Below are 22,313 nucleotides of genomic sequence, written 5' to 3'. Positions count from 1 at the left end.
TTACTAGTGAGCGGCTTCTTCTGTATGGGCAGCTTCTTCGGCTTTAGGGGCAGCGGCGCTGTCAGCTTTCGCCTCAGTGGCGGCAGGAGCCGGAGTAGCAGCTGGCTCGGTGGTGTGCGCTTCGGTGGCAGGAGCGTCTGTCACCACATCTTCCGTGAGGGCAGTGCCGGAACCTTTGTCGTTAGGATCGGTGGTGGAGGTATAGGTAGAGCAGGCTACACCGGCAAACAGGGTAAAAGCAGCAAATAAGGGCAGTATATGTTTCATTGTTTTTGTAAAATTTGGCCCAAAGGTACGCTGCGGCACTTAAAAAACAATTGACCTTCTGGTTTATGAGAAGCTTCTACGCCGCTCTGTTTTATGCTTTCTTTTCAGTAAACGGCTTAAAAACAGATCGCCCGCACTTTGGTGCGGGCGATCTGTTTTTCTGGCTAAGCAGATGGTCTTCAACTTGCCTAGTTTCAGGCAGACATAAGGCAGGCTGGCTTATTGCCCGTCTGGGTTGCTGGACTCTACTTTCACCGGAGTTGACTGGCTTGCCGCTGCCCGGGCGGTGCTATCTGCCTGCGGACTGGCCTTGGTGCTGTCGGTGGCTGCTCCGGTGGCCTGGTTATCAAAGGTGGCGTTGTTGTTGGCTTCTGCCACACCCAAACTGCTGTTGTTACCAGTACCCTCCTGATTATTAGTTAAGCCGTAGCCTGTTCCAAGATCATCGGGATCGGTGCTGGAGGTATACGTTGAACAAGCAGCACCCGTCATTAACAGGGCCGCTGCAAAGGCAAACATCTCTTTTTTCATAGTCTTCATATGGTCGCTTAGTACTGATTTCCAGTTCATTTATACGAATGCTCCTACTTGGAGTTGAACCATCACTGATTCTACCAATAAGGCTATTTGATTTGTGCAGAAACTCATCCACACCACATCATCAGGCAAAACACTGGCACTATTCTTAGCCAAGGCTTACAACAAAGCCTGTGCTTCAGGAGCGTTTAACGGAAAACACCCCTAAAACACAGGCTTTCTGTCTAGTACAGATTGAATTTAATCCACTTTATCTTCCAGCTCAGTAGCTGATTTCTTATGCGTTCTGAGCATAGGCAAGGTTTTGGTAGCCAACGCTTTTACGGTAGGAGTTTCAGCGTTATTGCTTTTCATCTCAAACATGGCAATGTCCATGTTGTGGGCGGCTTCCATGGCATCCATGTAGCTTTCGTCAAAGTCTTTGCCGGTTTTGCCTTTCAACCTATCCATGATGGCTTGGTGGGGCGGCATTAAGGTTTTAGGCAGGGTCACGTTCATTTTTGAGGCAAGCGTCATCAACTCCTGGTTTGCTTTGGTGTGGTGGTCTTGCATCATCTGGGCAAATTTCTTTACATCAGCATTCATGGCGTTTTGAGTAGCCAGCTTGCCAGCCTGAATTTCCAGCATGTTGCTGCTGGCGGCAGTCATCAGGAACATGGCATCGGTCATGTTAGCCATGTCAGCGGTTGCACCGGCTGTGCCCGCACCACCGGCTGTTCCGGCAGTTCCGCCGCCAGTGGTGGTTCCGGTAGTAGTACCGGTAGTTCCGCCAGTTGTAGTACCGGTGGTGGTTCCAGTTGTAGTTCCTGTAGTTGTTCCGCCAGTAGTGGTGCCAGTAGTAGTACCGGTAGTTGTACCGGTGGTACCGCCGCCAGTGGTTGTGCCGGTGGTGGTTCCGGTAGTACCGCCAGTAGTGGTGCCGGTGGTTCCTCCGGTTGTCATTCCGCCCGTGGTTCCGCCCCCGGTAGTGGTGCCTCCGGCAGTTGTACCAGTGGTTCCTCCTGTAGTGCCTCCGGTGGTTCCATCCGTTGTACCTGTTGTACTGGTACAGGCTGTGCCCGCTAGCATCGCTCCGGCCACTAACATTGACATTAATTTCTTCATAATTCTATCTGTTAATTCAAGAACATTTTGCCTTATATACGCCCTTATTAGTAAGGAGTTAGCACATTTAATATGTAATAAATACTATTTCTGCGACTTAACTCCTTCCCCGAGAGTCCAAATTTCTATTGATGATCAGCTGAATCAGAGAGAATGGTGTCAGAAGCCAGAGCATGCGTGGAGGTAGATCCGCCCATGCCACTACTACCGGCACTGCTGGTGGCGGCGGTTGGGCTTCCATCCCCTTGGCTTCCGGCATCTACGTCTGTAGTGGAGTGCGTTCCTTTCTGGTCATTGCTGCACGCCATACCAGAGGTTAGCAGCAACGCCACGAAAGGATAAATGAGCTTTTTCATAGTTTATACTTTGGTTTTGGAGACTTTTGGTCTAAGCAGGCCAGAAACCCATTTCTCAGAATCCCTTCCTATTTCTTTAACAACAGGCGTTGGGTTAGTGTTTAAAAGAATAAAGCCCGCATGGGCAGGCTTTACTCTTTTGGGCACAGCTTTTATTCTACTTTGTCATCCAGTTTATCGGCGTGGTGTTCGTGCATTCGCAATACCGGCAGGGTCCTGATGGCAAACGCTTTCACGGTAGTAGTGGGCGCCGCCGTGCTGACGACTTCATACAAGGCGATGTCTCTTTCATGGGCTTCCTCAATCTCATCCATGTACTTCTTGTCAAACTCATTGCCGGTCAGTTTAGAGAGTTTATCTACCAGTTCCTGATGATCGGGCATAAGCCCGGTAGGCAAGGTCAGATTCATGCCCGAGGCAAGGGTAGTCAGTTCCTCGCTGGCTTTGGCATGGTGGTTCAGGATCATACGGGCAAACTCCTTTATCTCTGAACGGGAAGATCTCTCCAGCGCCAGTTTAGCCAACTGCATTTCCATCATGTTGCTGCTGGCCGCCTCGGTCAGGAAAGAAGCCTCGGTGATGGTGCGGGTGCCGTACAGCATGGTGCCGGGCACGGTGGCATTGGAAGCGGGAGTTGTAGCGTAGGCATCCGCCGAGGTGGTGCCAACGGCACCGGCACCCGCGTGGGTAGAAGTTACCGTTGCGGCATAGTTATCTGCCGTGGGCACTGTGTTAGAGGTGTTGGCATCTATTCTGCTACACCCGGTGCTTGCCGCAACAGCGCTTATTCCTAAAACATAGAGTATCTTTTTCATAGCTTTCTTCATTTTAGTGGGCATTTCTGCCGCCTTGTTCAACATCAGACACAATTGCTGCGCTAAGGCAGTATATTCTTAAGCTGCGTGGCCAACTTGAGTTGCCCTTGCATAATGGGGGTAGTTTTCAGGATATGGCCCCGTAACGCCAGATTGGTGGTTACTGCGTTTCCGTTCTGATAACTGGAAATATCCTGCTGGAAAGACTGCTCCATGGCCCGCGTGAAAGCCCGGTCAAATTCAGAGCCGCTCAGCTTCGCCACTTGGTCATAGGAGGACTGATGCTCTGATCTGAGCGTGCCCGGAAACGTGACACCCAATTGCTGCGCTATGCTCTTCAGCTCTGACACCATGCCGCTCTGCTGGGTCACCATCAGCCTGGCAAATTCTCTTACTTCCAGGTTGGAGGTTTTCTGCTGGGCCGTTTCGCTTAGCCTGAGCCGTAGCTGCGCGCCGCTGGCGGCACCTTCCACAAAAGACCGCTCGGCCTGGGTGGTGGTGATAGGTCGAGTCCCGGTATCCGTGCCCGTTCCGCCTGTGCCGGTGGCCAGATCAGTGGTAGCACAGCCGGTGATCCACCATAAAAAACACCCTAGTAACAAGGCCTTGCCTCCGCGCTTCTTCACTTCCATTACTTCTCTTTCTGATGACAATTACTGTTGCGTCTGTTCTTCTAGCTGATCTTCCAGTTGCTCGGCCTGGGAAAGGTGCGACTGTAGCATAGGAAGCCCTTTGCTGGCAAAAGCCTTGAGTTCTGTATCGGTTCCTTTCTCAGCCATTTCCTCAAACTGGTCTATGGTCCGTTTGTGGTCTTTCACCATGGCCTCTACATAGGCTTTGTCAAAGGCCGCCCCGGAGAGCCCCAGCACCTGGTTGAAGGTTTCCTGATGATCTTTGTCCATGGCGGTGGGCACCATCAGGTTTTTGAGATCAGCAATCTGTTTCAGTTGGGCATTGGATTGCGTGTGGTGGTCCATCATGAGTTGGCCGTACTGCTTTACGCCCGCGTTCTGGCCTTTGCTGCTGGCAAGCCGCCCCATTTCCACCTCAAACAAGCTGCCACTGGTGACCTCAGCCACAAACCAGCCTGCTTTCTCGTCTTTACCGGTGCTTTCCAGCAGTTCCTCATTGTGTTCACCGGCGGCATCTACAGAGGTAGTCTCAGCGGAATTGCCGCCACAGCCGGAGACCAACGGCACCGAGGCCGCAAACATCAGGTAGAACAGAAAATTTTTCATAGTTTAGATCTTGTACTGATGGCATACAGGAAGTCCTGTCTGTTCCTATTACGGGTATACCACAATAGGGTTAACATCAGCTAAATACGCTGTCTGCGCAGACTCGCATATCACTTGTGCAGGATTGCTTGAAACCCGCCTTTTTGTAGAAAAGTAAGATTCTGGATTTCAGCCGGTAGACGCAGCACGTTAGGCCCACAAAAAAGCCGAAGGGCGTTTTGGGGCTGCTTCCAGGAAAACAGCTCCAAAACGCCCTTCGGCTAATGATTGATTTACAGCAGAACCAGCTTACAGACTTACGCCTTTTCTTCTGCCGGCACTGCGGATGGCGTTGCGTACCGCCTCTTCGTACTCCTCGGGGATAGAGTCAAACTCTACCTGGCCGGTTTGCCCTGAGATGAGCCGGTACAGCAGTTTGTCTGGCAGCACGCGCAGCAGGCTGATGCTGCTCCAGGGCAAGGTAACTGGCTCCTGGGTAAGGGAAAGTTTCAGTTCCAGGTGCTCCTCAGTGACCTGCACGTAGCGGGTGCCAGACGGCTTGCGCCGGCGCCAAGCCACAATGATGTACGAGATAGCCAACGCCAACTGCAATACGGGCAGAATGTACACCGTGGCAGCCACTTCATCGGCGGTGTAGTGCCGGTACACGCCCAGCCCGCCTAGTATAAGAAACACCGCCGCCATAAACAGGTACAGCTTGGCTAGAGCAGAACCGTTCTGGTTTCCGGGCGATAGATTTAAAAAGAATGATTCCATAGACACAACTACTTGGACGATTTACTTTTCCGTTCCCGCAACACGACAATGATCTTCAGAACCACAAACATCATGAATCCCAGGAAGGCCGCTAACGAGACAATGATGTTTGGATCTTCCAATCTCCACATCATGATCAGGAACGAGACGGTGAGCATGCAGTTAAGCACCAGGTTGGCAGAACGGGAATTCATGGGTAAAAACTATGGGTAATCAGTAAAGATACAAAGTTGCACCCAGTACTCAAGTCTCCCTCTGTTTCTGAGCCGCTTTTTTGAAACGAGGCCTAAATCAAATTAGTGCCCTTTCTTCGCTCTTATTTATCAGCGATGGTCCACCGCTCAAAGTCCTTGAAATAGGCGCTGCCCCAGAAAGCATAACGGGGCAAAATGGCCGTTTTCAGCCTCCTTTTGAAATCTGCGAAGTCTTTCTGCCGGGGATCGGTCCAGAGCACCTCGCTCAGGGCGGTCATGCGCGGGAACACCATGTATTCCACCTTGGAGGGGTAGCCCATGTACTCAGTCCAGACGTTGGCCTGCGCCCCCAGAATGTAGCGGTCAAGCTTTAATTGCTGCAGTTCTGCGGGCACCGGGTTGAAGTTGTACACGGCATCCAGCGGGTTGTAGCCATGGATGGCCAGGCTGTCTTTGGGGTCTTTGGACTGGTAGTTGTCAAAATACAGCGGATTGCCCGGCGACATGATCACGGGGTGCCGGCGCTGAGCGGCTTCAATCCCTTGCTTGGCTCCGCCCCAGTTCATGACCACGGCGGTGGTATCTAAATTGCCTTCCAGGATCTCGTGCCAGCCAATGACTTTCTTGTTCTTCTGGGCCAGATACCCCGACACCTGCTTGATGAAATAGGTCTGCAGTTCTTTCTCGTCTTTGAGGTTGTTGACTTTCATGAAGGCCTGCGTCTTGAGATCGGCTTTCCACCACATCTTGCTGCACTCATCGCCGCCAAGGTGGATGTACTCAGACGGGAACAGATCGGCTACCTCGTGGAACACGGTTTCTAGGAACTTGAACGTACCCGGATTGGGCGCCAGCACGTTGTTCTGCCGGTTGTACATGCCCCACGTATTGGCCACCTGCCAGGCCGAGTCTGGTTTGGTGCTGAATTCTGGATAAGAGGCGATAATCGCGCGGCTGTGGCCCGGGATATCAATCTCAGGGATTACGTTGATGCCCCGCACGGCCGCGTACTGCACAATCTCCCGCACCTGGTCCTGGGTGTAAAATCCGCCGTAGCGGGTAGAGTCATAGCGGGCGGGAGTGTCTTTGAAGTGCCCAATGAGGGTGGAGTTACGCCAGGCGCCTACCTGGGTGAGTTTAGGATAACTTTTAATTTCAAGGCGCCAGCCCTGGTCATCGGTGAGGTGCCAATGGAAGTTGTTGAATTTGTGGAACGCCAGGTAATCAATGTACTTCTTCAGGAAATCTACGGGGAAGATGTGGCGGCTCACATCCAGGTGCATGCCGCGGTAGGCAAACCTTGGGTAATCTTTGATCTCCACCGTAGGGAACTTCACTTCCTTCACCTTGCCCAGCGGCAGCAGCTGCAAGAAGGTCTGAATGCCGTGTACCATGCCCGCCACGTCGCGCGCCTTTATCCTGACAACCGGTCCACCAGATTCCAGCCAATACATCTCGGGCCGGTTGGCTTCAATGGTGTCGTGCACCAGCATAATGCGGGAATGCCGGCCCAACTTGGTGTCAGGAGTGGCAATGGCCAGGGCCAGATCACACTGGTCCAGCAGCAGTCCCTGCAGGTACTCGGCTTGTGCTTTGTACTGGTCATCGGCCAAAATCACGGTGTGCCGACTGAGGGTGACCGGTCTTTCATCAGTGGCAATATAGGAAACGGGCTTGGGGACAATGTTATTGACGGAAGGTGCCTGCCCCCGGCAGTGCAGGGAGATAACAGTTCCTAAAACAGAGAACAAGGTCAGCCAGCGTTTCTTCATGGGTCAGGGGTTTTGTGAGGTTTAGCGGTACAATGCCGCAAGCAGATGGAAGGTGTAAATGTAAGCGCAAATTCAGGACAGAGGCAAAACAAAACGGCCTTTCTTCAGAAGGACTGAAGAAAGGCCGTTTTCAAGGTGATTTTTCTAAAACAGCTTAAGACTGCGGCTTCACCTGCGGAAGCGCCTTGCGCGGCAGTTTGTCTTTCCGGATGGCGGTCTGGTACACGAACGACGCCACAATTACGGAGGCTTGCTTCAGGTCATCGGCCTGCAGACGGTCATAGGTGTCCATGTTGGTGTGGTGCGTACGGGTGTTGTACTCCAACCCGTCCTGGATGAACTGGAAACCGGGTAAGCCCAACCCGTCAAACGAAAGGTGGTCGGTGCCGCCGGTGTTGCGATTGGTCACGGTGGTGGCGCCCAGATCATGGAACGGCTTCAGCCACTCTTTAAACAACGGAGCCACGGCCTCGTTGCCCTGCGTGTAAATTCCTCTGATTTTACCCGAGCCGTTGTCCAGGTTAAAGTAACCGGCAATCTTGGCGTGCTCAGGCAACAGTTTCATGGTAGCCGGGTCGCCCAGGTGTTTCTTGGCGTATCCGCGGGAACCGTGCAAGCCTTGCTCCTCGCCGCCCCATAGCGCAATCCGGATGGTGCGTTTCGGTTGCAGGTTCAGAGCCTTAATGATACGAACGGCTTCCATCATCACGGCCACGCCGGCGGCGTTATCGGTGGCGCCGGTAGCCGCGTGCCAGGAATCAATGTGCCCGCCCAGCATCACAATTTCTGATTTCAGTTTTTTATCGGTGCCCGGAATCTCCGCGATCACGTTGTAGCCTTGCGGATCTTCGGTGAGGAAACGGGTTTTGCTTTCCAGCTCCACTTCCACGGGAATACCGGCGGCCAACAGGCGGCTCATGCGGGCCAGGTCTTCCTGAGCCATCTCAAACTCAGGCAACACGGCTGGCGCATCCATGGCGTAAGAAGCGCCATTGGTAGTGAAGTACGTTCCATGCGAACCACCGCGGCCGCTGAACACGGCTACGGCTCCTTCTTTCTGGAACATCTCGTTCATCTTGGCCATGAGGGCGCGGCGGGCCTGGAAAGCGGCTCTTTGCTCCTCGGTCATGGGCGTGCGGCCCGCAGATGATTGTACCGGCTCGGCTAGTTTCTGCAACTGCTCATCGGTGTAACGGGTGGCATCGGCGGTGAAGGTGGTTTTAATAGGGGTGGTTACTTCCATCATCACTACTTTGCCTTTCAGCTTACCGGCGTACTGCGCCAGGTCCTCTTCTTTGGCGGCTTTCACCAGGGCCACCTGTGCCTTGATGGCTCCGTTGGTGCCCGGTGTCCAGGCTTTGGGCGAGCCAATCATAGGCTGGTAATACGGCTTGGTAAGCGCCAGATACGATTTCTCCACTTCCCATCCTTTGCCAAACGTACCCCAAGGCTCAATCACGGCGTTTTTCAGGCCCCAGGAAGTCAGTTTGTCTTTGGTCCACTGGTTGGCTTTGGCCAGACCGGTAGAACCGGAAAGACGCGGGCCGTTTACATCGGTCAGGTAAAAGGCGATGTCCATCACCTGGGAGTTCTTCAATCCTTCCTGGCGGATTTTCTCCACCACGGCGGCATCTAAAGGCTCCACTTGCTGGGCAAAGGCAGGCATCGCCAGAAAAGCGGCGCCTAAAATCAATTGTAGGGTTTTGTTCATTAGAGAAGTGGTTTATGCTGGGTAAATATAGAGAAGCCTATATATCAAACCAAAGAAAAACTAAAAACCTGTAACTGAATCATATAGAAACAGCCTGGTTTCAAAAAACTTAGTTCTCAGTTCTCTGGTAGCAGTTCTCAAACTTGAACTGCCCTGATTTTAAGATTCGGTACGCCTCAACGCAGGTCCAACGGCTATACACCTTTTCTGAATGGAAATGCCGCTTCACCAGCACCAGGTTTTTAGAAGGAATCACAACAGGATAAGAATAGGCATAATATGCCGCGGGCGCTAACCCCAACTCCTGCACCACAATTGTTTTCTCAGTGAAGTCAGCCGAGGTCCACTCCTTCTTTTCCTGTTTCCTGATCTTAGTTTTAATGCGCTCGAAATCTTTGTTGGTAAGGGCGTAATCCATTTTAAGCTGAGGGCCGCCGCCGTACAAACCTTGCCGGGCGGCAATCCGGCTTCCGTCAGAAATATTGACTTTGGCCCACAGGGAGTCATTCAGGTACACTTCGGGCAGTTTCCAGGGCAGGATGTTTTTATCCACCCGGTTGTGCATGCCGTTCTGCGAGGCCAGGAACTTCAGGAAATTTTGGATGATTTGCGCCTCTGACGTACCCGTTTGTGCTACACTTTCAGCAGAACCAAACAAGAACAAGCAAAATAGGAGAGACAACAGATACTTAAAACGCATGATGGGCTAATCAGAAATTGTTCTCTAATATCTGAAATTTTTCTGACAGCCAGATTTCCTGTTCTGTTTTCGGCCTGAATTTGGAACGATGACGAAAAACTGGTTCAGGTCTGTTTCAGGAAAATCGGGCTTAAAACTGGATTCCCCACAGGCTGATGCCCAACAGGAAGCCTAGCAGGAAACCGGTGTACACTTGCTTTGTGGTGTGGGCTCCCAACGCTAACCTGGCCGAAAGCACCGCTCCGCAGATGATGCATCCGGCCACAATGGGGTAAAGCAAATACGCCTCGGGGAGCCATACATGGAGCAGCACCAGAATACCCAAGGCTCCGCCTAAGCCAATGCTGTGGGCGCTTATCTTCCAGAACTGGTTGATGACCAACGCCAGGTACACCGATGCCGTGATAATGCCCATCATCATGTAAAACAAATGATCAAAGAAAGACATGCGGTAGAACACCACGGTTAGCACGGTATAGCAGGTAGCCGCCAACAGCAAAGGCCACTTACGGTCTGTGCGTTCCTCTAAGGTAAGCGAGTCCACAAACCCGGCATGCTGCATCAGGAGGGTTCCCAGGGTAGGCAGCAGAAAAGTGATCATGAACACCAACAGCACAATCAGCCGCCGGCCCTCCGGAGGGTACGAGAACACCTCGGGCGGCAGATAGTACAGCAGCAGACTGAACAGGTAGGTAGGGATCAGCAACGGGTGAAAAACTACTGAAAGGGCCGTTGCAAGGCGGGAACTCACTCTTTTTAATTAAGAATTAAGAATTGACAATTAGGAATGAACATTGGTTAATCAGAACCAGAAGTAGGCAGAACGAACATCTAGAAAGGCGGCGCTTCCCCAATCTTAATTCTTAATTCCTAATTCTGAATTCTCAATTAACCTGCGTGTTAGAGTTCTTTGCGCAGACGGGCCACCGGGATATTCAGCTGCTCGCGGTATTTGGCCACGGTGCGGCGGGCAATGTTATAGCCTTTCTCGTTGAGCATCTTCTCAATCTTGTCGTCTGAGAGCGGCTTGCGCTTGTCCTCTTTGTCAATGATGTCTTTGAGAATGGCCTTCACCTCCCGGCTACTGGCGTCTTCGCCGGCATCGGTGGCAATCCCTTCTGAGAAGAAGAACTTCAACGGAATAATCCCGAACTCGGTCTGCACGCTCTTGCTGTTGGCTACCCGGCTCACGGTGGAGATGTCCATGCCTATGTCCTCGGCAATATCTTTCAGGATCATGGGCTTGAGCTTGCTTTCATCGCCTTCCAGAAAGTAATCGTACTGGCGGCGCATGATGGCTTCCATGGTGCGGAGCAGGGTGTTCTGGCGCTGTTTAATGGCATCAATAAACCATTTGGCGGCATCCAGCTTCTGCTTCACAAAGGTGACCGTCTCCTTCAGTTTCTTATCTTTCTTGGCGCTCTTGTCATAGGCGTCAAACATTTCGGCGTAGGAGCGGGAAATGCGCAGATCCGGGGCGTTGCGGGCGTTCAAAGAAAGCTGCAACTGCCCGTCTTCATTGGTGATGATGAAGTCTGGGATCACGTACTGCACCCGGGTAGCCCCGCCAGATCCGCCGGGCTTGGGATTCAGCTTCAGGATGAGGTCAATGGCTGCTTTGAGCTCATAGTCTTCCAGCTCCAGTTTCTGCTGAATTTTAGAATAGTGCTTCTTGGTGAACTCGTCAAAGCAGTCATGGATGATCTGCTCGGCAATCTCGGTGATATCGTCTGGGTCGCGGCGTTCCAGCTGGAGCAAGAGGCACTCCTGCAGGTCTCGGGCCGCGATGCCGGGCGGGTCAAACGCCTGGATACGGCGCAGCACATCTTCAATCTCCTCTACGCTGGCGTCAATGTTCTGCGAGAAGGCCAGGTCATTGGAAATGGCCTGCAGTTCGCGCCGGATGTAGCCGTCCTGGTCAATGCTGCCAATGAGCTGCATGCCAATGGCAAACTGTTTTTCGTCTAAGTTGAGAAAACCTAACTGGTCAATGAGGGCATCGGTGAGAGAACCGGTGAACGCAATGGGCATTTCACGGTCTTCTTCCTCGCCGGGGCCATCGCCCTGCATTTTGTAGCCGGCAATCTCATCATCGTTGAGATAGTCTCCCAGGTCTACGTCATCGTCATCACGGCGTACTTCCTCATCGGCAAAATCATCCTCGGTGTTGTCGAATTCATCATCGGCATCACTACTGGAATCCTCGTTATCGGCCACAGGCTCATCGGCGGCATCTCCCTCTTCCAGAGCGGGATTCACCTCCAGTTCTTCTTTGATGCGGGCCTCCAGCTCAGCGGTAGGCACCTGCAGCAATTTGATGAACTGGATCTGCTGCGGTGATAATTTCTGGGATAAAAGCTGTTTTAGGTCAAGTCTCTGCATAAGCGAACGGCACATGCCACACAAGTGCGGACTATGCCAAAGTTATGGATTTTTACTACTGGATTGCAAAAAAGGTTAATTTTGACCCCTCCCAGGTAAATGCCTGGCCGATTTTAAACATATAACGTGCAGAGAGGCGGTTTCTAACGCATGTATTCTCTGCATTTTAGCATAAATTTGCTTGATTTTGCCCCTGTTTCAGGGCCGTTTTACACAAAACAACATGAAAAGAACCAAAGTAAAAGCAGTTCTCCAGACAGCCCCCGAGGGCCAGGAGGTGTTGGTAAAAGGTTGGGTGCGCACCAAGCGTGGCAACAAATACGTGACGTTCATTGCCGTGAATGACGGCTCTACTATTCATAATATCCAGGTAGTGGCAGACATGAACTTGTTTACTGACGAGTCTCTGCGTGATATTACTACCGGCGCCAGTGTCTCTGTACTGGGCACTTTGGTTCAGAGCCAGGGCAAAGGCCAGACCGTGGAAATCCAGGCCCGCACCATTGAGGTGTTAGGCACCGCCGATCCAGAGACCTACCCGTTGCAGAAGAAAGGCCACTCACTGGAGTTCTTGCGCGAGATTGCCCATCTGCGCCCGCGCACCAACACGTTTGGCGCGGTATTGCGCGTTAGACACGCCATGGCTTTTGCCGTGCACCAATATTTCAACGAGAAAGGGTTCTTCTACATCCACACGCCTATTGTGACCGCCTCTGATGCCGAAGGCGCCGGCGAGATGTTCCGCGTGACCACGCTTGACCCGGTAAACCCACCGCTTACCGAGACCGGCGAGGTAAACTTCGCCGAGGACTTCTTCGGGCGCTCTACTAACCTCACGGTTTCTGGTCAGCTGGAAGGCGAGGTTGTGGCAATGGCACTGTCTGAGATCTACACCTTTGGTCCTACGTTCCGGGCCGAGAACTCCAACACCAGCCGTCACCTGGCTGAGTTCTGGATGATTGAGCCTGAGATGGCCTTCTACGAACTGGAAGACAACATGGACCTGGCCGAGGACTTCCTGAAGTACCTGGTACGCTACGCCCTTGACAACTGCCAGGACGATCTTCAGTTCCTGAATGACATGTACGACAAGGAACTGCTCAACCGCCTGAACTTTGTGGTAGGCAATGAATTCCAGCGCCTGACCTACACCGAGGCGGTGGAGATCCTGAAAACAGCCAAGCAGAAGTTTGAGTACAAAGTAGAATGGGGCACCGATTTACAGAGTGAGCACGAGCGTTACCTGGTAGAGAAGCACTTCAAGAAGCCGGTAATCCTGATTGACTACCCTAAAGAAATCAAGTCTTTCTACATGAAGCTCAACGAAGACGGAAAAACCGTACGCGGCATGGACGTGTTGTTCCCGGGCATTGGGGAGATTATTGGTGGTTCTCAGCGGGAGGAAGACTACGAAAAGTTGGTGGCCCGCATGCGCGAGGTTGGCGTACCGGAGAAAGAAATGTGGTGGTTCCTGGATACCCGCCGTTTTGGTACGGTTCCGCACAGCGGCTTCGGGTTGGGCTTTGAGCGTCTGTTGCTGTTTGTGACCGGCATGGGCAACATCAGAGACGTAATCCCCTTCCCACGTTTCCCTAAAAACGCTGAATTCTAGTTTTAGCCAGTTCTTACATAAACAGATCAAAAACGCCCTGCTGACCATATCAGCAGGGCGTTTTTGCTTTATAACGTCTATTGTCTATAGTTAAGCCGGGCAACTATAATATTCCCTTCTCCCAACCAAACTTCCAAGATTATACGTATTAAGACCCTGCTTAACCAAGGCTGGCTCCAGCCGATGAAACTACTTATAGTCTACTATTATATGCTACAATACTATCAAACCAGTCCAAAGCTCTTTATTAAATCCTATGTCAATCTTATTATGATTTAAATTACATCCATTTTATTGAATTTTATCATTATTATATTTTACTTTGACCCTAAACAACAAGAAAGACAAAAAAACTATGATGAAACATGTTGCTCTTCTACTGATGGTACTTGCCTTTATGGCAGGCTCTGCACACGCACAAAGCTCTAAGCAAAAAGAAAAAGAACGCGCCGCCCTGATGAAACAGAAGGCGAAAGAGCGCGAAGAACTGGCCAAACAAAAAGAGAAAGAGCGCAAAGAGCTCGCCAAGCAAAAGCAGATTGCCCGCGAGGCCGCTCTAGACGCTAAGTACGCCGCTCTGGACGAAGCACTGGCTCAGAAGGAAGAGGCAAGAAGATTAGCCGCAGAAGAAAGAGAAGAAGCCCTGAAGGCTAAAGAAAAAGAAAAGAAACAAGCCCTTAAGGAGAAAGCCTTAGAATCAAAAGAGAAAGAGCGCCAGGCAAAGCTTGCCCAAAAGGAAAAAGAGGAAGCCAGAAAGCTAGCCGCTAAAGAACGCGCACAGGCTCTGAAAGAAAAAGAAGCTGCCAAAGACATGGCCTCTAATAAAAAATAAAACCCCTCTTACAGCATTTCCCCTAGTACAGGTTTAGAAGCCCCAAAGCAGGGAGGGCCGGCGCTTGAGCCGGCCCTCCCTGCTTTGGGGCTTTCCTTTTTCGGCCTGCTTTCCGCAAGAAAGCAGAAAATCGATCCTGAGAAATTTCTGTAGCAACCCGATGCCTTCAGAAGCACCTTCGTGAAAGATATCGCAGGCAGATCAACTTTAAAGTACAAACGGCTGACTTACACTACATTACATCCAAAATGTAAAAATCTACCAAGATGAACTGCTCGGTTCATACGCTATCAGCAGTAAAACACGACCCTTTAAAAACTTGAATAGCAAAAAAAATTGCGATTGCAATTATTCATGCCACTTCAAAGCTGCCGAGTAGCCAAACCCAAACACCCAACCGACTTTCCTCTAAGAACCAGCCTATTATTTCTCTCCCCATAAAGACTGAACCACAAGGTAATTGTGGCATAATTCAAAAAGCGGCCTAACCGCAAAGAGCAGTCAGTCAAAATAGAACAAATACATTAATAGCATTTCTCCTATTCTTTACAGACAACAATTGCAGCAGAAATTCCTAAGAATCAGCATTATATTCATATTAAAAAATCTTTAACTTATATTAAAATTTAAAGTAATAGACAAAACCCCAAGCCTCTCTGCACTTCAGCAGGTAGGGATAGTATTCTCTTGCAAATTTTATAACTGTATGCGTATGGACAACTTTTACCATCTGAAATCTTCTACTGTACTAAGGTCTTTGATCTTTATTCTTTTGGGCTTACTGATTTTGAACCTGACTGCCATAGGGGTTGAGTATTACCTAAACTTTTACACCCACTCCTCCATTACAGGCTCCTATTCCTTTAAGCACTATGTAACAGAGCTTTTCAACTTTGACGGGGAAAGAAACCTGCCCACCTACTTCTCTACCCTCAACTTTTTCATTGGCGCCGGGCTGCTGTTTACCATTTCCAGGGCGGTGAAGAAGTCACAGCACGCTCCATACCATCGGCAATGGTACCTAATGGCCTGTGTGTTTGTTTGGCTGGGCATAGATGAGCTGATCTCCTTGCATGAACTGCTGGTGAAGCCAACCCGGGCTTTCCTGAAAGAGACGTTGCAGCAAGACAACCTGGGGTTCCTGAATTTTGCTTGGTTTGTGCCCTATGTTCTGGTCTTTGCTTTAATGGGGCTATACCTGCTCAAGTTTGTGCTTTCTCTCCCTAAAAAGACGCTTATCAACTTTGTAGCGGCAGGGGTTATTTTCTTAACCGGAGCAGTGGGCATGGAGATGGTAGGCGGCTTGTTCATGGCAAACCAGGGCAATGGGCTAAGCCTTACCTATAAACTGTTGACTTCTTTTGAGGAGATGCTGGAAATGCTGGGCATTATCTTCTTTATCTATTCCCTCATCAGGTACATAGAACACCAGCAGGATTTAAAGAATGTCATCGTCATGGCCATTGCCATCAACCCTTCCCAGGAGAAACAGGCTCACGTTCCCTCTATCCCTCGCACGACAGAAGGTGAGTTGGCTATGGCAAAGGTATCTTAACGGGTTGTATTTGCTTTCTTGTGCATCAGTCCAAGCCAAGTTGTAAAGCAACGCTCAGGAGTACACTTCTTCAATGTGCTTCTGGGAACTCTATGTTTAACCGAGTCCACCTTATATAATTTATCTCCTAAATATTTTACTTTTTAAAATATTTTTATAATATTCAGTAAACCATTCTAGCTGTTATGCATTTCTCTGCTCCTTCTCCAGAAGTAAACCCAAACGGTTATCTTCTAAGTTTTGATAAAGAATTACTCCAACTGAATGTCATTCATGACTTCCTGAGCCAGTCATATTGGTCTGAAGGCATTCCCAGGTCTACCGTGGCCCGGGCCATCAAAAGCTCTCTGTGCGTAGGCGTTTACTATGCCGGCGAACAGGTGGGTTTTGCCCGCGTGATTACCGATTACACCACCTTTGCATACCTGTGCGATGTTTTTGTGCTGGAGCCTCATAGAGGACAAGGCTTGGCCAAGTGGATGGTGAAGGCTTTACAATCTCACCCAGAATTGCAGGGATTACGCCGCTGGATGCTGGCTACCGCCGATGCCCACCACTTGTATGAGCAACGCGGTTTTACGCCTCTTGCCCAGCCAGAGCGGTTCATGCAGATGCATACGCCCAACGCTTACCGCAGGACGTACTAAGCACCAGCCCCGCCGTTGCCCCTGATGCAGACCTGAGCGTTTTTCTGCTCTTTCCCGTAAAAGAGCAGAAAAACAAAAGTTCAGTATGCATCAACAACATTTTTATAACACGTGCACACCCGTTCTTCGGCGGTTCCTGCTTCTGGCAGGCATGGCCGTAATAGCTATGGTACAGGCTTGTAGCAGCACCAGCAAACTGCCACCGGCCCAATCTTCCACTGAGTTTTACCAGAAGTACAAGTCTGAGGCTGGCTTTAAAGGAACCACCATTCCTGTGGGCTTGGTGACCAGGCTCTTTGCCAAAGAAGTACAAGATACCACCGTGCGGGCGGCGCTCTCCAACATCACTTCTGTGCGAGCGCTCACCTTTACTCCTACCAACCGTAAAGCCCAGCGATTGCTGGAGAACGGCCTCACCCAGGAACTGGACCAGGTTCTGCAGAAAGAAAATTATGTAGCGGTTCCCTTGCTTGATTCGGCGCCGGGCACTTTGCAGTTCAGGATGCGGCAGTCCAATGAACTGATCCAGGAGATTGTGGGCTATCGTAAATACGGCAATAACTTCCTGATGCTCCAGGTCAACGGCCGGTTCACGCCCAGCCAGGTACAGCAACTCCTAAAGAAGGTTGACCCCGAGGTGTTCCTTCCTCTGATAGAATAGAGACATTGACAAAACAGCAAAGCCCGTTTTAACCCTGCATCTGTAAAACCAGGCTTAAAACGGGCTTTGCTGTTTTTCGGGGCCAATAAGTAGCAGAGGCGCAACCTCGCTCAGCAGGCAGATATTATTCTTCAGTAGCTGCGTCCAGAACCACCGGGGCAACTCTAGCTCCTTCGGCTTTGAAATACACCGTGAAGGTGGTGCCTTTACCGGGCTCACTGCTCACTTCAATACGGCCACCGTGGTTTTCAATGGTACGTTTCACAATGTACAAGCCAATACCGGTGCCCTCTACGTGCGAGTGGAACCGCCGGAACATGGTGAACAGCTTTTCCTTCTGATCTTCCCGTATACCCAAGCCGTTGTCTTCCACTTTCAAGATAATGTAGTCGTCTTGTTGCTCAGTGTGCACAAACACCCTCAGCTTGCGGGCAGGATCGCGGTACTTCACGGCATTGGAAACCAGGTTGTACAGGATACTTCTCAGGTTCTTGCGGGCGTACCTGATTTGCCTCACCTTGAACTTAGCGTCTATCACCGCTCCGGCCTCCTGGATCATTGGCGCTATGTCCTCTTCAACCCCGGCCAACACCTCGGCAAACGTAAGCACCTCAGACTGGGCATCAAAGTCTTTCTGCACCTTGGTGATCTCGGTCAGGTCATGGATGGTGCCTTTCAGTTTGGAGATAGAAGAAGCCACCATGTGCAACAGCAGGTACTCTTCGCTGTCTTCTTTGCCTATCACGGTTTCCAGCAGGGCGGCGGTGAGTCCTTCCAGGTTGGCCAGCGGCGACCGCAAATCGTGTGAAGCTGTGTAGACGAAGTTATCCAGGTCATTGTTGATCCTGATGAGCTCCTGGTTTTTGCGGTTCAGTTCATCGTTGATAGAAGAGAGCTGCTCGCGGCTTTTCACCTGCTCGGTCACTTCCACCGCAAAGGTCAGAACAGATTCCACCTCGCCTTTACTGTTCCGGATAGGTTCGTACACAATGTTGAAGAATCGCATGTTTTCGCGCCCTTCCGGCGAATCATCAAAGTAAACCGGAACTTCCTGCCCAATGAACGGCTCGCCCGTTTCCCCTATGTTTTTGATCACAGACCGGAACAACTCCCGCTGAGATTCTGGCAAGGCATCTGTTGCCGTGGTGCCTACCGTGGCTTTCCCGTCATAGAGCTCACTCAGGTAAGAGTTTACCAGCGTGTACTTCAGATCCTTCACCCGTACCAGGCCTACAATGGCCGGCACCTGCATGAATATTTTCTGAAGAGTAGCCGCGTTCTCTTTCAGTTGATGCTCCATTTTGATACGATCACTGATATCAATTACGGAGCCCATGTACCCCAGGAACTCCCCTTCGGCCCCAAGGCGCGGAATGCCCGTAGTCACTACCCAACGGTAATCTCCGTTCCGGCGGCGCAGGCGGTATTCTACCCGGTATTCTTCCTGTGCCTTGTGCGCGGTGGTGTACGCCTGGGCCGCACTGTCTGCATCTTCAGGGTGAACGAACTGAACCCACCCAAAGCCCAGATTCTCTTCCAGCGAGGAGCCCGTAAACTTGAGCCACTGCCGGTTTATGTACGTACAATTGCTGTCCTGATCAGTGACCCAGATCATTACCGGAGCGCTGTCTGCCATGTTGCGGAAGCGGGCTTCGCTCTCCAGCACGGCTTGCTGGGCTTTCTTCTCTTCGGTGACATCGCGCACCTCCAGGATATGCCCCACCACTTCACCGCCTTGTTTCACAAAACGGGTAGCACAGGCCACCGGAATAGAATTGCCGTTGCGGCAGATGAAGACATCTTCAAACGCAAAAGATTTTTGGGAAACCAGCTCGGGAGCCAGGTTACCGGCTTCCTGTTTGGCGTGCACCAACTCATACAAAGGCCGGCTTTTCAATTCTTCCAGGCTGTAGCCCAACAGGCGCTCAGCGGCAGGGTTCTGGAACGTACAGTGACCCCGTTCATCCAGCATGAACAACCCTGCGGTGGTATTGTTGGTGATGAGCTCGGTTAACTGGTTTGACCGCAGGTACCGTTGCAGAGACCAAACCACAAAGAAGATAAGCAAACTGATGATGCACCCAGCCAGCAGAATAAGATCGTGCTGGTCAACGCCCGAGGCCTCGGCAAACTCGCGGGTAGCCTTGTAGCGCAGGGTCCAGGTACGGCCGGCAACGCGCACCACATCTCTGCCATACAACAGACTATCACTGCTTTCTACCAGGTCGGCCTCTGTCTTGTTTCTGAACAGCAACGCCTCTTCTTTTATCTCTTTGCCGTCATAGATAGAAATGCTGATATCAGAGAACTCATTGCCGATGGTACTGGAGAACAAGTCAGTAGCCCTGAACGGGGCGTATACAAAGCCTTTCAGTTTATTACGGCGCTCTACAGGGTCTACCGGGGCTTCCCCGCCATAGTACACCGGCATGTAAATGAGCAACCCGGGCTGTACGTCTTTCCCGTTTTCCTGCACCAGGCGCACTTTAGCGGTCATGGCGGGCTTGTTGTAGTCGCGGGCGGCTTCCATGGCCTCGCGGCGGGTAGGCTCATTGAACATATCAAACCCAAGGGCCCTGCGGTTCTTGGCGTTTAGGGGCTCCAGGAAAATGATGGCCGAATATTCTGTGCGCGGCCCCGAAGGCGTAACCTGAAAGTTGAGGTATCCTTCTGCCCGCATACGGCTCTCCAAGGCCGGCAATTCCTCTGGCGTGACCATTACCGCAAAGCCAATGCCCTGCACCCCCGGATAAATGGAATCTATCTGCAGGGTATTCAGGAAGCTTTTAAAGTCTTCGCGGGTGACGGTATCTGAGGCGGAGTACAACCCGCTTACGCTTCTTAAGGCCTGCAGGTAATAGCCCATGCGTCGCTCCATTGTGCCTTTTATCTGCACCTTTCTTACCTCAAACAACTGGGCATCTTCTGCCTGGTCATTGGCTTTGGATACATAATAGGCATAAAAGGTGATCCCCAGCACCAACACAAAGGAGCCTATGGCCAAATAATAATCTTTTAAGCGGGAAAATATCATGTACGGTTAATTCACTTCACTTAAAACTGCGTTGCTGCGGCAGCAGTACGTACTCTGCCCAAACAGATGCACCAGGGGGAATTGCGCCTCTTTTGGGAAAAACTGCCAATAATCTCTTTCGCTCTTTAGCCGATTACCCCAGTTGCTCCTGCAGCACCTGCTGCACTTCTGGCTTGTTGTAATCTTCCTCGGTCTGGATATATTCCATTAATCGGCGCATAATCTCTTCCTGCCGCTTTCCGTTGGCCAGTGCCTCGGCATACGGCAAATCGGGAGAAAAGGTGACCATGGAATACAAAGGAAGCCAGGAGTCTGGATATTGCGCCGTGATTTTAGCTTCTATTTTCTTTTGAAGCAAAAAACGAGGATCGGCAACCTTGTCGCGCATCTCAATAAAGTTATACACCGCAAGGTCAGCGATGGAATCTGTGTTGGGTTTGCGCATTTCCTGGAACGTCTGGAAAATGGTTTCCCAATCGTCTTTGTGCTGCTCCAGCAGCCCCCGCAGTACGGTACAGTCTTCAAAGCCCGCATTCATGCCCTGCCCGTAGAACGGCACAATGGCGTGGGCAGCATCTCCCAGAAGCAGGATTCTACCTTTATGCTGCCAGGGCAGGCATTTGATGGTGACCAGAGACCCGGTTGGGTTTTCATAGAACTCTTCTACCAAGTCTGGCATCAAAGCCGTGGCATCTGGAAACACCTCCTGGAAAAAGCGTTGGAGTTGCGCCGGCGTCTGCAAGGATTTAAACGAAGGCTCGCCTTCATAAGGAAAAAACAAGGTACAGGTAAAAGAACCGTCTATGTTGGGCAAGGCAATCATCATGTACTGCCCGCGGGGCCAGATGTGCAGGGCGTTCTTCTCCAGTTGCCAGCCTCCGTCAGCGGCGGGCGGAATGGTGAGCTCTTTGTAACCGTAGTCCAGATAGCTTTGCTCGTAGTTGAACCGGTCGGTTTTCTGCAGAGAAAGGCGCACCATAGAGTACGCCCCGTCGGCGGCAAACACCACATCTGGGTTGATCTGGTATTCTTCTCCCGAGAGGTTGTCCAGCATGGTGACTTTATTGGACGCTACCTCCACCTCCATAACCTGTTGTTGAAAGTGCAGCGAGATATTAGACTGGGACTCGGCGAGATCCAGCAAGGCCTGGTTCAAACCACCGCGGGAAACCGAGTAAATGGCCTGCCCTTCCTGCCCGTACGGCTGAAACGACAGGTTGCCGTTCTTGTCATGCATCACTCGCCGGTACATAGGAATAGCCACTTTCTTGATATCCTCGGCAATACCAATGGTCTCCAGCGCCCGCCAGCCGCGGTCGCTCAGGGCCAGGTTAATGGAGCGCCCTCCGGCAATGTCTGTGCGGCGCAGATCTGGCCGGCGTTCATACACATCCACCCGGTATCCTTGCTTGGCGAGGTACAAAGAAAGCAGGCAGCCTACCAGGCCCCCGCCCATGACACTGAGTTGGGTGGTTTTCTCCATTTATTTAGGTTAAGATGCAGCCGTAGGCGCAGAAATGATCTCCAAATACTGCTTTCTACGAAAAGAAGAAGTAAACTTGGTTAATTTTCATGAAAAAGCCTTGCTATGCCTGCTCCTTCGCCGCTCTTTGTGTTGCATGTAGCCACGCCCATCGGTACAATGCAGCTTAGCTCCACGGAAAACCACTTGTTTTCGGCTCGTTTTCTGGAAAACGGCTTCGAAACCGATAGCCCTGACATCCCCGACTGCCTGGCACTGGCCGCCACGCAATTAAACGAATACTTTGCCGGTACGCGCCAGACGTTTGATGTTCCTCTGTACGGCCAAGGAACCTCTTTCCAGCAACAGGTATGGCAGGCCCTCCGGCAAATCCCCGCAGGCCGCACCGACCATTACCTGGGCTTAGCCAAACGCATGGGCAATACCGGAGCAGTACGCGCGGTGGGTGCCGCCAACGGCGCAAACCCGTGGCTGGTGCTGGTGCCCTGCCACAGGGTCATTGGGGCGCGAGGCCAACTAGTGGGTTACGCCGGCGGCCTCTGGCGCAAGCAATGGCTCCTGGAACACGAGGCAAAAATGAGCGGCACGTACCAGAGGGGGCTCTTTTGAAATGAGTGATTGAGAGAATGAGTGAGTGGGTGAATGAGTGAATGAGAG

General features: G+C 51.4%; 22 protein-coding genes. 6 read left to right on the top strand and 16 right to left on the bottom strand.

All coding sequences use genetic code 11. From position 1 onward, the window contains the following. Positions 1–3: 3 nt before the first annotated feature. The 14 genes from JT719_RS14300 to rpoN all read right to left on the bottom strand — a co-directional run bounded on the left by JT719_RS14300 (position 4) and on the right by rpoN (position 11,832). Positions 4–267, bottom strand: a complete 264-nt coding sequence (locus JT719_RS14300) for a hypothetical protein (RefSeq protein ID WP_207434001.1) — start codon at positions 265–267, stop codon at positions 4–6. A 219-nt stretch (positions 268–486) separates the two neighbouring features. Then, complete coding sequence (locus tag JT719_RS14295; RefSeq protein ID WP_207434000.1) at positions 487–798, bottom strand: hypothetical protein; 312 nt, start codon at positions 796–798, stop codon at positions 487–489. Positions 799–1,044: 246 nt separating this feature from the next. Further along, positions 1,045–1,908, bottom strand: a complete 864-nt coding sequence (locus JT719_RS14290; RefSeq protein ID WP_207433999.1) for a DUF4142 domain-containing protein — start codon at positions 1,906–1,908, stop codon at positions 1,045–1,047. A 125-nt stretch (positions 1,909–2,033) separates the two neighbouring features. Then, entirely contained in the window at positions 2,034–2,264 is a 231-nt protein-coding gene (locus tag JT719_RS14285; protein ID WP_207433998.1) for a hypothetical protein, read from the bottom strand. A 152-nt stretch (positions 2,265–2,416) separates the two neighbouring features. Next, the gene (locus JT719_RS14280) at positions 2,417–3,079 is read right to left on the bottom strand and encodes a DUF4142 domain-containing protein (protein ID WP_207433997.1); all 663 of its coding nucleotides are present in this window, start codon (positions 3,077–3,079) and stop codon (positions 2,417–2,419) included. Between the two features lie 62 nt (positions 3,080–3,141). Further along, positions 3,142–3,732 (bottom strand): DUF4142 domain-containing protein, encoded by a 591-nt coding sequence (locus tag JT719_RS14275; protein WP_207433996.1) that lies wholly within the window; start codon positions 3,730–3,732, stop codon positions 3,142–3,144. Next, a complete protein-coding gene (locus JT719_RS14270; protein ID WP_207433995.1) occupies positions 3,733–4,317 on the bottom strand; it encodes a DUF4142 domain-containing protein in 585 nt (194 codons plus the stop codon). Positions 4,318–4,605: 288 nt separating this feature from the next. Further along, on the bottom strand, positions 4,606–5,073 hold the full coding sequence (locus JT719_RS14265) for a hypothetical protein (RefSeq protein ID WP_207433994.1): 468 nt from the start codon (positions 5,071–5,073) through the stop codon (positions 4,606–4,608). An 8-nt stretch (positions 5,074–5,081) separates the two neighbouring features. Further along, a complete protein-coding gene (locus JT719_RS14260) occupies positions 5,082–5,267 on the bottom strand; it encodes a hypothetical protein (RefSeq protein ID WP_207433993.1) in 186 nt (61 codons plus the stop codon). Between the two features lie 122 nt (positions 5,268–5,389). Further along, on the bottom strand, positions 5,390–7,039 hold the full coding sequence (locus JT719_RS14255) for a beta-N-acetylhexosaminidase (RefSeq protein ID WP_207433992.1): 1,650 nt from the start codon (positions 7,037–7,039) through the stop codon (positions 5,390–5,392). A 154-nt stretch (positions 7,040–7,193) separates the two neighbouring features. Beyond that, positions 7,194–8,750 carry a M20/M25/M40 family metallo-hydrolase gene (locus tag JT719_RS14250; RefSeq protein WP_207433991.1) on the bottom strand — a complete coding sequence of 519 codons (1,557 nt, stop codon included), beginning with the start codon at positions 8,748–8,750 and terminating at the stop codon, positions 7,194–7,196. 109 nt (positions 8,751–8,859) lie between these two features. Beyond that, positions 8,860–9,450, bottom strand: a complete 591-nt coding sequence (locus tag JT719_RS14245; RefSeq protein ID WP_207433990.1) for a hypothetical protein — start codon at positions 9,448–9,450, stop codon at positions 8,860–8,862. A 130-nt stretch (positions 9,451–9,580) separates the two neighbouring features. After that, positions 9,581–10,201, bottom strand: a complete 621-nt coding sequence (locus JT719_RS14240; RefSeq protein ID WP_207433989.1) for a hypothetical protein — start codon at positions 10,199–10,201, stop codon at positions 9,581–9,583. Between the two features lie 149 nt (positions 10,202–10,350). Continuing rightward, positions 10,351–11,832, bottom strand: coding sequence for an RNA polymerase factor sigma-54 (gene rpoN / locus JT719_RS14235; RefSeq protein ID WP_207433988.1), 1,482 nt, complete (start codon positions 11,830–11,832; stop codon positions 10,351–10,353). Between the two features lie 223 nt (positions 11,833–12,055). Here rpoN and asnS point away from each other — a divergent pair, with 223 nt between their 5' ends. The 5 genes from asnS to JT719_RS14210 all read left to right on the top strand — a co-directional run bounded on the left by asnS (position 12,056) and on the right by JT719_RS14210 (position 17,139). Next, positions 12,056–13,444 carry an asparagine--tRNA ligase gene (gene asnS / locus JT719_RS14230; protein ID WP_207433987.1) on the top strand — a complete coding sequence of 463 codons (1,389 nt, stop codon included), beginning with the start codon at positions 12,056–12,058 and terminating at the stop codon, positions 13,442–13,444. 355 nt (positions 13,445–13,799) lie between these two features. Further along, positions 13,800–14,276 carry a cell envelope integrity TolA family protein gene (locus tag JT719_RS14225; protein WP_207433986.1) on the top strand — a complete coding sequence of 159 codons (477 nt, stop codon included), beginning with the start codon at positions 13,800–13,802 and terminating at the stop codon, positions 14,274–14,276. Between the two features lie 712 nt (positions 14,277–14,988). Then, positions 14,989–15,831 (top strand): hypothetical protein, encoded by an 843-nt coding sequence (locus JT719_RS14220; RefSeq protein WP_207433985.1) that lies wholly within the window; start codon positions 14,989–14,991, stop codon positions 15,829–15,831. 185 nt (positions 15,832–16,016) lie between these two features. Next, positions 16,017–16,478, top strand: coding sequence for a GNAT family N-acetyltransferase (locus JT719_RS14215; protein ID WP_207433984.1), 462 nt, complete (start codon positions 16,017–16,019; stop codon positions 16,476–16,478). A gap of 85 nt (positions 16,479–16,563) precedes the next feature. Continuing rightward, on the top strand, positions 16,564–17,139 hold the full coding sequence (locus JT719_RS14210; protein WP_207433983.1) for a DUF4252 domain-containing protein: 576 nt from the start codon (positions 16,564–16,566) through the stop codon (positions 17,137–17,139). Positions 17,140–17,263: 124 nt separating this feature from the next. Here JT719_RS14210 and JT719_RS14205 read toward each other — a convergent pair whose 3' ends face one another. Both JT719_RS14205 and JT719_RS14200 read right to left on the bottom strand, forming a co-directional pair. Then, the gene (locus JT719_RS14205) at positions 17,264–20,173 is read right to left on the bottom strand and encodes a CHASE domain-containing protein (protein WP_207433982.1); all 2,910 of its coding nucleotides are present in this window, start codon (positions 20,171–20,173) and stop codon (positions 17,264–17,266) included. Between the two features lie 133 nt (positions 20,174–20,306). Continuing rightward, positions 20,307–21,656: an FAD-dependent oxidoreductase gene (locus JT719_RS14200; protein WP_207433981.1), complete on the bottom strand. Its 1,350-nt coding sequence runs from the start codon at positions 21,654–21,656 to the stop codon at positions 20,307–20,309. Positions 21,657–21,761: 105 nt separating this feature from the next. On the opposite strand from JT719_RS14200, the gene JT719_RS14195 reads away from it, so the two are divergent. Then, positions 21,762–22,265 carry a methylated-DNA--[protein]-cysteine S-methyltransferase gene (locus JT719_RS14195; protein ID WP_207433980.1) on the top strand — a complete coding sequence of 168 codons (504 nt, stop codon included), beginning with the start codon at positions 21,762–21,764 and terminating at the stop codon, positions 22,263–22,265. The last annotated feature ends 48 nt before the right edge of the window (positions 22,266–22,313 follow it).

Origin of the sequence: Sabulibacter ruber (assembly GCF_017355955.1) — a bacterium.
Lineage (GTDB): Bacteria > Bacteroidota > Bacteroidia > Cytophagales > Hymenobacteraceae > Nibribacter > Nibribacter ruber_A.
This window is presented reverse-complemented; position numbering and strand designations above follow the sequence as displayed.